We start from the raw sequence: 12,214 nt of genomic DNA on the forward strand, positions 1-12,214 counted from the left end.
TAATCTAATATTTAAATAATTATGAAGAAAATTTTTACTTCAGTATTTTCTCTCTGTATGTTTGCTGCTGCTACTGCCCAGTGGACTCCGTCTACGGGACGGTCGGGAGAAGTAATACAGCGGTCAGATGTCAAAGAATATTATGCTCTCGATATTTCCTTATTAAGATCACAGCTTGCAGGAGCTCAGGAGATGGGGCAGAATGCAAAGCCTATTGCTATTTCGCTTCCTACTTTAGACGGTAAAATTGAAAGATTCAATGTTTACAGCTTTCCTGTTATTGCTAAAGACCTTGCCGATCAGTATCAGCTGGGATCCTATGTAGGGGTGGGAATTGATGATCCCTCCAAGTATTTAAGATTTTCACTGGCTCCCAATGACTTTCAGTCTATGATTATTAAAGATGGAGTATACCAGTTCATTGAACCTCAGAATGCTTCCAAAACCATTTATGGAGTGCACGGAAAAACAAAACCTTCGGGTTCCCAGGGCTTCCTGTGTTCCATGGATGAAGATATCCTTTCAAAAAAGGAGATTGCCCAACTTTACAATACCCATAAATCCTTTGCCAATAATAATACGGATTTTTCTAAATCTTCAGATAAAAAGTACAGAACTCTAAGGCTTGCCCTGTCCGTAACCGGAGAATATACTGCTTACTTCGGTGGTACCCAGGCGGGAGCCCTTACCGCTATGAATGCTACACTTTCAAGGGTAAACGGAGTTTTTGAAAAAGATATGGGGATACATCTTAATATGGTAAACTATCCTACACTTGTCTATATGGATTCCGCTACAGATCCATATTCTCCTGCTTCTCAGATGAACAACTGGAATGTTCAGCTTCAGCAAACCTTAACCAGTGTTGTAGGAAACGAAAACTACGATATAGGACACCTGTTCGGAAGAAGCGGTGGCGGAGGGAATGCAGGATGTATTGGATGTATCTGTGTAAACCCTGCGACACCAACAGCCAAAGCCAAAGGTTCAGGATACACTTCACCAGCCAATGCCATTCCGCAGGGAGATACTTTTGATATCGACTATGTAGCGCACGAAATGGGTCACCAGCTTGGAGCCAACCATACCTTCTCTCATAATCTTGAAGGTGCAGGAGTTAATATGGAACCGGGATCAGGATCCACTATTATGGGATATGCAGGGATTACCAATGCTGATGTTCAGGATAACTCCGATCCTTATTTCCATGTTGTAAGCATCCTTCAGGTTCAGAATAACCTTGTTGCTAAAACCTGTGATGTTGAAACTTCGGTTACCAATAATCCTCCTGTAATTGCTGCATTAAATGATTATTCTATTCCGAAGGGGACAGCATTTGCCCTTACAGGAAATGCTATTGACCCGGAAGGAAATCCTATGACCTTTACGTGGGAGCAGTTTGATAATGCCAGCGTTCCGGTGACTTCTGTTAATGGAAATACAGGGTCAGGTCCGCTATTCAGATCTATACTTCCGTCTACTTCACCTACAAGATATTTTCCTAAGCTAAGTACGGTTCTCGCAGGGAATCTTTCTTCTTCAGCCGACTGGGAAACCGTATCCACCAGAGCAAGATCTTCAAGCTTTGTATTTACTGCAAGAGATAACAGTCCGATTGTAAATGAACAGCAAACCAATTCAGCGCTTCAGAATATCAATGTAGGAAATGAGGGACCTTTTAAAGTGACTTCAACTACCGTTTATAACAATACTGCAGGTGCTGTTACCTGGGATGTTGTGAATACCAATAGTGGAATATACAATGCACCCAATGTAAAAATAGATTACACGGCAGATAACGGATTGACATGGGTAGTAGTTTCACCATCCACACCGAATGACGGGGCAGAAGCATTTACATTTTCTTCCCTTCCTACCGGAACGAATATAAAGATCAGGGTAAGTGCTGTAGGGAATGTTTTCTATGCAATAGGAAATGCTACAGTAGCTGCTTCAACGGCAACGTGTTCTTCCGCAGCTGCTACAGGAGTTGCAGCTTCAGGATTGACAATTTCTTCAGGAAATATTACCTGGGCGCCGGTTCAGGGAGCTACTTATACTCTGAGATACAGAAAAACAGGAACTACAAACTGGGTTACGGTAAATGTTCCTACAAACTCTTACTATATTTCAGGGCTTGAGGATACTACGCAGTACGAAGTACAGGTTGCCAATATCTGCGGAAGTACCGTAGGAACTTATTCTGCAAGTACAAACTTCAGTACATTGCCTTATGCATACTGTACCAACGCTACAGGAAGCTCCGATGATGAATATATTTCAAATGTATCTGTAACCCCGGTTGGAATGTCAGCGGTTTCCAATACCAGTGCGGCATCCACTTATACAGATTATACAACAGACCTTTCAAAATTGATTACCCTTAGACAAGGAAGTTCAGGTAATGCAATCAGTGTTACAAAAGCATGGACTTCCAGCCAATATAATGAAGGAGTAACTGCCTGGATAGATTTCAACAGGGATGGTAACTTCACAGATTCTGAAATCATCTTCACCAGCCCGTCCAACATGGTAACTCCTGTTTCAGGAACCTTCTCCGTACCGGCTAATGCATACACAGACAAAAAAGTGATCATGAGAGTGGTAATGGCTTATGAAGATCAGCCTGAAAACGGATGTAACGGTTTTGCTTATGGTGAAATTGAAGATTATCCTGTTCAGATTCAGCTTGCTCTGGGTACAAGCGATGTCAGCAATCCAAATAATGATATCCAGATTTATCCTAATCCGGTAGTCGATATTCTGAATGTGACCAAAGTGTCTGATAAAGCAGTCTATAAAATTTACAATACTGCAGGTCAGCTGGTAGGAAATGGAAATATTAATGACGGAAAGATCAATGTTTCTTCTCTTGTAAAAGGCGGATATGTGATCACGATAGATGAAAAAGATAAAGATCAGTTCAGGTCTAAATTCATCAAAAAATAATCCTAATTAAAACAATATAAAGTCCTCAGGTCCTCCTGAGGATTTTGTATTTTTATACATAGAATGTATTATTATTGTGAAATTTTTACAAAAAAATATTTGAATGAATATATTAATAGTGAAAAAATTATTAGATTTGTGTAATTATTAAAATATTAGCGTATGAATTAAAAAACTACTTTTTTCATTACAGATAATCTGTAAAACAGATGTTCAGAATGTGCTTGAGCATCATCAAATAAGAAACACTATACCTTATTACTATTGTTATTATAACTAAATTTTTAAAATATGAGTGGATTTTTACTCTGTAAAATGAGCCGGCCCTTTAGGGTGCTCATAACATTGCTTTGTATGGTCTTCGGGCTGTTTTCACAGGCACAAACAGTTACCATTGGTACAGGTACAAGTACTCAAAGATATCCTTTGAGTGTGTACTACGGGTATCAAAGAGATGCATCACTTTATACTGCAGCAGAAATTAATTTGCCTGCTGGAGGAAGTGTACTGTCAGTAGCGTGGAATGCCACAACAGCTACAAGTGCTACTGCTCCGGTAAAGGTTTATTTAAAAACTGTTCCGGCTGCAACAACCACCCTTACATCACAAGACTGGCCTACAACTACTGCCGGCGCCAGTTTGGTGTATACCGGAACGATCAATAATATAACGACAGGTTGGAACACCATCACCCTGCAAACACCTTATTATTATAACGGGACAGAAAACCTGATGGTACTGGTAGAAACAGACTATGGAGGTACCGGAACCGGAAGTACTTCAGGAAGTGGTTTTACCTACTCTAGTGCTACTTCACGACACATGTATATAGAGGTGGATAACACTGCCCCTACTACGAATACAGGAACCGTGAACTCCAACAGGCCTAATGTTCAGTTTACCTTTGGCGCGGCTCCTTCATGTATACCGCCTTCAGGATTAACTTTAGGAACTGTAACACCAACGAGTGCAGCAATCAGCTGGACAGCCCCTTCTTCCGTACCGGCAGGAGGATATGATGTTTATTACAGTACATCTGCTACAGCTCCAACATCTGCAACTCCGCCTTCACAAAACATTACGGGGACAAGTACAACACTTTCTCCATTGACAGCCAATACGGCTTATTATGTATGGGTGAGATCAAAATGCAGCGGAACAGATCAGAGTACATGGATCGGACCGTTGAATATATTTACAGGATATTGTACACCAACAGGAGGTTCCAGTTCAACTTCATACTATCTGAAAACTGTTAATACAACAGGAGGAATCACGAATATAAACTATACAGCTAATTCATATACCGCTTATGTTAACAGTGCCTCTCCGGTTATTACCGCATTGCCTAGTAACACGGTAACAATGAACCTGAATACCGGGACAAGTACTTACTATTATTATGTTTGGGTTGACTGGAATAATAATATGAGCTTTAATGATCCGGGTGAAACAATTCTTGCAACGCCCAACTATGTTACAAACGGAACGGCAACAATTGTCATTCCTGCATCACAGGCACCGGGTAATTACAGGGTAAGAACGGCAACATCGTTCATAGGAACAGTAAATTCGTGCGGATCAGCACCTTATGGTAACTATGTAGACTTTACATTGACCGTTATGGCATTACAGCCATGTACTACCGCACCTCCAAGTAATATTACGGTTTCCAACGTTACCCCAACTACGGCTCTTGTAAGCTGGCTGCCTTCTACAGGTGCTACTTATGTATTAAGATATAAAGCTGTAAGTGCAGCAACATGGACTTCAGTAAACATTACGACTCCTCTTGCGAGCAATTATACAATAAACAACCTTACAGAACAGACTCAATATGAAGTGCAGATTGCTACAATCTGTGGTGGAACCCAGGGACCATTCTCTGCAAGTACCACCTTTACAACTCCTGCAATTTCTTATTGTAATTCTGGTTCTACAAGCAGCACTATTGATGGTTATATCAGTAAAGTTGTTGTAACTCCGAATGCTGCAATCCCAATGACCAGCACTTCAGATTTCAGTAATTATACAGATTATACTACAGATCCTGCAAGACTTGTTACCCTGGTAAGAGGTTTAGGAGCCAATACTGTTACTGTAGAAAAAACCTGGCCGGGAACTCAATGGTCTTTCGGAACAGGAGTTTGGATTGACTTTAACAGAAACGGAGTTTTTGAAGCGTCAGAACAGGTATTGAACTCACCAAGTAACACAACTACTCCTGTGACTGCTACTTTCACGGTACCTAACGTTGCCGGAGGAGTTTACACAGGAAACCTTACTACCCGTATGCGTGTAGCATTGAGAGAAAGTGCTACGGCTGCTCCTTGTGGAACTTTCACCTGGGGTGAAGTAGAAGACTATGCTGTGAAACTTATTGATCAGCCTGCTTGTACTACAGCGCCGCCTACAAACATTACCGTTACCAACCTTACCGCTTCTACAGCGACGGTTTATTGGATGGCTGCAGCAAATGCTACTTACACCATTAGATGGAAGTTAGCTACTGCCGCAACTTTTACCATCCCGCCTGTGACTTTGGCACCGGGAGTAAACAATTATACGATTCCTGGACTTGCTGAGCAGACTAAATATGATGTACAGGTTTCTACTACATGTGGAACTTCTACAGGACCATATTCTACAACAGTACAGTTTACAACGCCGCCACTTTCATACTGTCCGATGACAGGTACTGGAACTAACGACCACATTTCAAATGTAACCGTTACTTCTTCCAACCCTGGAGTTCCGGTGATGAGTAATACCACTGTACAGAATAACTATACAAGCTATACAACCCCTCAAACGTTAATCACTCTTGATGCAGGTTCTGCCAATAATAAGATCTCTGTAGCAAAAGGATGGACGGGTGCAACAAGTAATGATGCAGTGTCAGTCTGGATTGATTATAACAGAAACGGTGTTTTTGAAGCATCAGAACAGATTATAAGTTCTCCGGCAAACACAACAACTCCTATTACAGCAACCTTCTCAGTTCCGGCAACTGCTTACACAGGTGCACTTACTACTACAATGAGAGTTGTTCTTAAGCGTACAAGTGCTCCGGTATTGTGCCAGAATGCGGTAAACGGTGAAGTTGAGGATTACGCGGTAAGAATCAGACCTTGTAGCAATGCAACACCAAACCAGCCTACGATTACAGCTACCCATAACTCTGCTACCCTTACATTAACAGGTTCGGCAACTAACGTAACCTATCTTGTAAGATACAGAGTTCAGGCAACTCCTCCGGGAGCGTGGACGGAAGTATATGCCTCAGCATTGTTAAACAACCTTCCACTTGTATTAACAGGTTTAACTCCTGCTACTATCTATGAGGTTCAGGTGGCTACGGTTTGTGGAGATGTGGCTGGTACATTTACTGCGATCAAAACATTTGTAACAAGATGTGATCCTACACCTCCAAATGTTACAGTAAGTAATATCACGACAAACTCTGCACTGATTACATGGGCACCGCTTTCGGCAAGCTCAACATATACACTGGAATGGAGAAAAGTAGGAGCAGCTACATGGACACAGGTTCCTAACATTGCACCTCCTACCAATACATACTTATTAACCAACTTAGATCCGTATACTAAATATGAAGTAAGAGTAGCTAATAAATGTGTTGGAGAAACTACTCTTAACCCATATTCAAATCCGAAAGTATTTACTACGGAAAGAACATGTGAGCTACCTCCTCCGGGATTAACTATCACTCAGATCAACCCTACATGGGCTGAAGTTACATGGGAAGGCTTCCCTGGGGCTACTTACATCCTTAGATACAGAAAAGTAGGTATTCCAAGCTGGACAAATGTTCCGTTAACAACGAATACTTACACTATAACAGGATTATTGGAAGAAACGAAATATGAAATGCAGGTGGTAAATGTTTGTAATGGTACACCAGGTACCTATACACCTCCATACTATTTCACAACACCTACAGTAGTTTACTGTCAGATGGCTTCTCAAAATGCTGTTAACGAGCATATCTCTAAAGTTACGGTTGTTCCAAGCGGAAGACCTAAAATGGAGAATGAGTCAGGACCTTCCAGCTATACAAACTATACAGGAGTACCTGATACATTTATTGAAATGGTTCAGGGATCTACAGGAAACCAGATTACGATTGAGAAGAAATGGAACGGAACCAACCATGATGAAGGTATCGCGGTATGGATCGATTTCAACAGAAACGGATATTTTGATCTTGATGAAAGAGTATTCACATCACCTCCAAATACTACAAGTCCTGTTACAGGAACATTCAACGTACCTGTAGACGCTTACGTAAGCATGACGAACCACAAGTATGTAGTAATGAGAGTAGCATTGATGAGAGATGGAATTCCTGTGAACTGTACTAATTTTGCCAACGGTGAAGTAGAAGATTACTCTGTAAGAATCTCTAAACCAGGAGTGCCGAATTCTCTTAATCAGACTGATATCATGATTTACCCTAACCCGGTAAGTACAGTATTGCATGTGAAAAATATTAGCAAGAAAGCTAAATATAAGATCTACAATTCTGCAGGACAGGTTATCGGAGATGGTATTCTGCTTAACAACCAGGTTAATGTTAGCAAGTTGATCAACGGTATTTATGTAATAGATATTGATGACAATGGAGTAACAGTTCAGAAGAAATTTATTAAAGAATAACATTAAATTTCAAATATAAGGAAGCCCTCAGTGATGAGGGCTTTTTTTATGTTTGGATCTGGTTGTTTTGATGTTTGTATAGTTGTTAATTGCAGGCTGAATAATAATAATTTAAAGAAGAGGCCGTTTCACCAGGAATTAAAAATTGCGGATACTGATACAAAGGATGCATCCATTTTCTATCCACAAGATAAATTGATTCTTTCTTCACCTTGATCATTGTGTTCTTGCCTGAAGCAAACTTCTGTAAGAAAGAAGCCCAAAAGAATGGATCGTAGATCTATAAATGTTTATTTTATATATTATTAGATTTCTCAATTTCTTTGATGTATACTGAAAGCGTAATTCCGGTTTTTTTCTTAAAAGCCAGAGAAAAAGACTGTTCATTATTATAACCCAATTCTTCAGCAATAGCCAATAATTTGTATGAACGGAATTTTTTATCCTTTATCAGCCTGTTAAGGGCATAATCTATACGAAGGTCATTAAGATAAGTGGCAAAATTTTTCCCTTTCTGTGTATTGATAACTTCTGATAAATAGGTAGTGTTGGTTTTAATACTTTTAGCTAAGCTGGCCGAAGTAATCCCTTTTTTTAAAAAAAGTTCTTTGTCCTCAAAAACTTCCAATTCCTTTAAAATAAATTGAGTTATATCTTCTGGAGTGGCTTTAGCCGATTTATCCTCTGTTATTACTTTATTCTCAGTATCAGTTTGTATAGGGATTGGAGAAGGATTTGTGATTAATTTTGCTTTCGAAGTTTCAAAACTTCTCATCTCAACAGTATTGATAAGGTCTTGAGCAATTTTCCTGTGCTGTCTTTCTCTCTTTTTAGACCTGGAATACAAGAAAGAAAGCAATACAAGGATTATAGATAGAAAGCCAATAGATATATTTAAAATTGTTTTTCTGCTTTGTAGATCGTTGATGATGTTTTCTTTTTCATGCAGGAGTTTTGGAGTATCATATCGTCTGGGCAATTCACGGGATACATATTCGAATTGAGCATCCAGCATATTGTCTATCTTTAAAAATCTTTCAACATAATACAACTGCCTTTCTTTATCTCCTTTTTCTTTGTAATAATCTATCAAGTAAGTATATGCCTCTCCAAATTCAGGAACAATATAGTTCGTTTTTTGAACTAATGAGTCTATTTTAGTGAAATTTTCTATGGCCCTTTGGTTATTATTTAATGAAGCATAAGATTTTCCTAAATATAGAAGGACATAGTTCTTTTCTCTTATATCGTCTGCTGCAAGAAAATATTTTTTACACGGTAATAAATTATTAATGGCAAGTTGATACTTCTTACGCTTCAAATTATAAAATCCCAATAAACCCAAGTATTGGTGATATCGGTAATCATCTTTATTTTTAAAAGCCTGCAAACCTTTATTAATTAATATATTGGCTGAATCTAATTTGTTGAGTTCAATATAGCAGTCTGCAAGGTTTACACGGATTTTGTCTAATTCATTGTCAGTCAGATAGCTTCCATTATCCATGTAATATTTCAATACTTTAGCAGCTTCCGAGTCCTTTCCTATATAACTGTTTAAATAGGCAATATTGGTTTCTGCTAAAGCAATTTGTCTTTTATTGTTTTTTTGTTTTGCATATTTTAGACCTATTATGTAATTATTCAGTGCTTCTTTTTGATTATTAAATTTAAAATATACATTTGCTTTTAAAAGATAAATACGCGTAGGATATGCATCATCTTTTAAGTTCTTGGTTATTTCGGCTAAACTGTCTATGTATTTTAAGGCATTTTTTTGATCTTCGTTGGCATACATAAAAGCATATCCGTTAGCAATTTGTGAAATATCCTTTTCTCGTTTTGCTTTCGCTAAATAGTATTGTGCAATGAGTTTTGATTTTGCAGGATTTCCATCATAATTATAATCATAAAATTTTTCTTTCAGTTTTTCATAAGAATCGTTTCTTAAGGAATCTGTTTTGGCCTGGGGATACAATAAATGATATCCGGTAAATATAAATAATAAAAGGAGTTTTATTTTCATTGTGCCTTAAATTCGTTACAGATATGCAAAAGTATTGTTTATTTTATTAAATTAGGGCGTTTTGTAATAGGAGATGTGAACTTATAAGAATAAATATTTACGAAGCACATAGAGCTATAAATTTATAAATTTATAGCTCTATTAGATTTTATATTGAGAAAATATTATTTTCTTTGCGGTACATAATTTAAGTCAATTGACAATGAAAAAAGAAAACAAAAAAGAGAAAAAGCTATCTTTAAAAAAGCTGCAAATGGCTAAGATCAATAATCCACGCAAAATATTTGGAGGAACCAAACATTTTTTATTAGAATGCAGTGATCCGGAAAATACAAGTAGTAACCACGGAGGCGTTGATACCGGCATGTAACTTTTAAATTGTGAGAAGTATAATATTTATCATTACCGTTTTGTTTGTAGGGAATTTTTATTCACAGAATACTAATTTAGCTCCATCTGTACCTGTTACTGAAAAATATTTTGGAACTCAAATAGTAGACGAATATAGAAACCTTGAAGATTTAGAAGATCCTGCAGTTAGCAACTGGATGAAATCCCAGACAGGTTATGCAGATTTGGTACTTGATAAAATTCCAAACAGGAAATATTATCTTGAAACAAGATTGAAACTGGATGAAAGGCAAGGATATTCTGTTTCCGATTTGAAAATCACAGGTAATGATAAATATTTCTACTTAAAAAGAAATGCTGAGGAAAAAACATCCAGATTATATTTTAAATCAGGATTGGATGGAAGAGAAGAATTACTGTATGATCCTTCTGATTTTAAAACAGGGAATAATTTTATAATTAATGTAATTAGCCCCAGCTGGAATGGAGAAAGAGTAGCAATCTCCCTGACAGAAAAAGGAAAAGAGCTTTCAGAAATCATTATTATGGATGTTAAGACTAAATATATTCATCCAGAAATAATTACTAATACAAATCCTGCCAACATTGGGGGGATTAAATGGCTAGAAGATAATTCAGGTTTTTTCTATGTGTATTACCCAGTTATTGAAAACAATTCCAATCAATTTGGAAAAAATACACAAGCCATATTATATAAAATAGGAGAAGATCCTAAAAAATTAAATGATGTTTTCTCAAATATCAATAATCCAGATCTGAAAATCGGAAAAGAAGAACTTCCTGTTATTTCGGCTGTTTATTCCGATGAAAAATATTATCTCGGAATGTTGGTGGGAGCGGAAAATTTTCGAAAAACATTTATTATCGATAAGAAAGATCTGTTGAATGGAAAAAAAAACTGGAAGATCTTATTTGATAAAGATGTCAAAGTTTACTTTGTAAGACTATCAGGTGACGATATTTATTTTTTATCAGGATATGATTCTCCTAATTTTAAATTATGTAAGACTAATGTCAACAGCCTGAATTTTAAAAAAGCTGAAATATTGATTCCTGAAAAAAAGGATGAAGTTATTACACAATATGTCCTTACCAAAGATGGTATTTACTTCACTACCTCTAAAAATGGTGTAGAAGCCAAACTCTATTTATATAAAGATGGAAAGGAAATTCCTATTTTGCTTCCTTATGTTTCAGGTAATATCAATTTACAATCAAAAGGAAGAAATTTTTCTGATATATGGGTTAGTTGTTCCGGATGGGCAAACGAAGAGCAGCGGTTCAGATATAATTTAGCAAACAATACTTTTAAACTGGAGAATCTGGCTCCTGTTGCCGAATATCCTGAATTTAAAGATATTGCAATAGAAGAAGTTGTCGCAAAATCTCATGACGGAATTGAAGTCCCATTATCTCTAATCTATAATAAAAATTTAAAACGTGATGGTAAAGCTCCTGTTTTGATGGATAGTTATGGAGCATATGGAGTGTCTAAAAATCCTTTTTTCGCCAAAAGTTTTTTATTGTGGGCCAACCAAGGAGGTGTAATAGCAGTGGCTCATGTAAGAGGAGGGGGAGAAAAAGGAGAAGAATGGCATTTGGGAGCTTATAAAGAAACTAAAGCTAACTCCTGGAAAGACCTCATTGCTTGTGCTCAATACCTAATAGATAAAAAATTTACATCCGCCAAAAAAATTGCTATTTTGGGTGGTAGTGCAGGTGGAATTACCACTGGAAGAGCTATGACGGAACGCCCCGATTTGTTTGGAGCAGTAATAATAGAAGCAGGTGTCCTGAATGCTTTAAGATCTGAAAAAAATGGAATAGGGGGAACAGATGTTTCAGAATACGGAAGTGTCAATAATCCAAAAGAGTTTAGAGGAATACTGGAAATGGATGCTTACCAGCATATTAAAAAAGGAGTAAAATACCCCGCTACTTTGATTTGTACCGGAATTAATGATCCTAGAATTGCTCCCTGGCAGTCTACCAAGTTTGTGGCTAAATTGCTGGCTGATAATAAATCGAACAAACCGGTTCTCTTAAAGATAGATTACGAAGGAGGTCATGGCGGTGGTGCTATTCCTATTAAACAACGATATTCCAACTTAAGTGACATTTTTGCGTTTGCTTTTTGGCAGTTGGGTCATCCTGATTATCAACCAAATAAAGAGATAAAAAAATAAA

At 37.5% G+C, this 12,214-nt stretch carries 5 protein-coding genes; 4 read left to right on the top strand and 1 reads right to left on the bottom strand.

From position 1 onward, the window contains the following. Nucleotides 1–21: 21 nt before the first annotated feature. Complete coding sequence (locus tag BUB03_RS20900) at nt 22–2,949, top strand: reprolysin-like metallopeptidase (RefSeq protein ID WP_073066787.1); 2,928 nt, start codon at nt 22–24, stop codon at nt 2,947–2,949. A 354-nt stretch (nt 2,950–3,303) separates the two neighbouring features. Further along, nucleotides 3,304–7,629 (top strand): GEVED domain-containing protein, encoded by a 4,326-nt coding sequence (locus BUB03_RS20905; RefSeq protein ID WP_073066789.1) that lies wholly within the window; start codon nt 3,304–3,306, stop codon nt 7,627–7,629. A 295-nt stretch (nt 7,630–7,924) separates the two neighbouring features. On the opposite strand, the gene BUB03_RS20910 is transcribed toward BUB03_RS20905, so the two are convergent. After that, the gene (locus BUB03_RS20910) at nt 7,925–9,655 is read right to left on the bottom strand and encodes a helix-turn-helix domain-containing protein (protein WP_073066791.1); all 1,731 of its coding nucleotides are present in this window, start codon (nt 9,653–9,655) and stop codon (nt 7,925–7,927) included. Nucleotides 9,656–9,857: 202 nt separating this feature from the next. Between BUB03_RS20910 and BUB03_RS22000 the strand changes: the two genes are divergently transcribed. Both BUB03_RS22000 and BUB03_RS20915 read left to right on the top strand, forming a co-directional pair. Continuing rightward, nucleotides 9,858–10,025: a hypothetical protein gene (locus BUB03_RS22000; RefSeq protein WP_175547528.1), complete on the top strand. Its 168-nt coding sequence runs from the start codon at nt 9,858–9,860 to the stop codon at nt 10,023–10,025. Between the two features lie 10 nt (nt 10,026–10,035). Then, nucleotides 10,036–12,213: a prolyl oligopeptidase family serine peptidase gene (locus tag BUB03_RS20915; protein WP_073066794.1), complete on the top strand. Its 2,178-nt coding sequence runs from the start codon at nt 10,036–10,038 to the stop codon at nt 12,211–12,213. The last annotated feature ends 1 nt before the right edge of the window (nt 12,214 follow it).

This window comes from Chryseobacterium oranimense, from assembly GCF_900129755.1.
GTDB classification, from domain to species: Bacteria; Bacteroidota; Bacteroidia; order Flavobacteriales; family Weeksellaceae; genus Chryseobacterium; species Chryseobacterium oranimense.

Bases quoted from the DNA above. Each gene is read 5' to 3' on its own strand.
- BUB03_RS22000 (WP_175547528.1), top strand. From the start codon at position 9,858: ATGAAAAAAGAAAACAAAAAAGAGAAAAAGCTATCTTTAAAAAAGCTG.
- BUB03_RS20910 (WP_073066791.1), bottom strand. From the start codon at position 9,655: ATGAAAATAAAACTCCTTTTATTATTTATATTTACCGGATATCATTTA.
- BUB03_RS20905 (WP_073066789.1), top strand. From the start codon at position 3,304: ATGGTCTTCGGGCTGTTTTCACAGGCACAAACAGTTACCATTGGTACA.
- BUB03_RS20900 (WP_073066787.1), top strand. From the start codon at position 22: ATGAAGAAAATTTTTACTTCAGTATTTTCTCTCTGTATGTTTGCTGCT.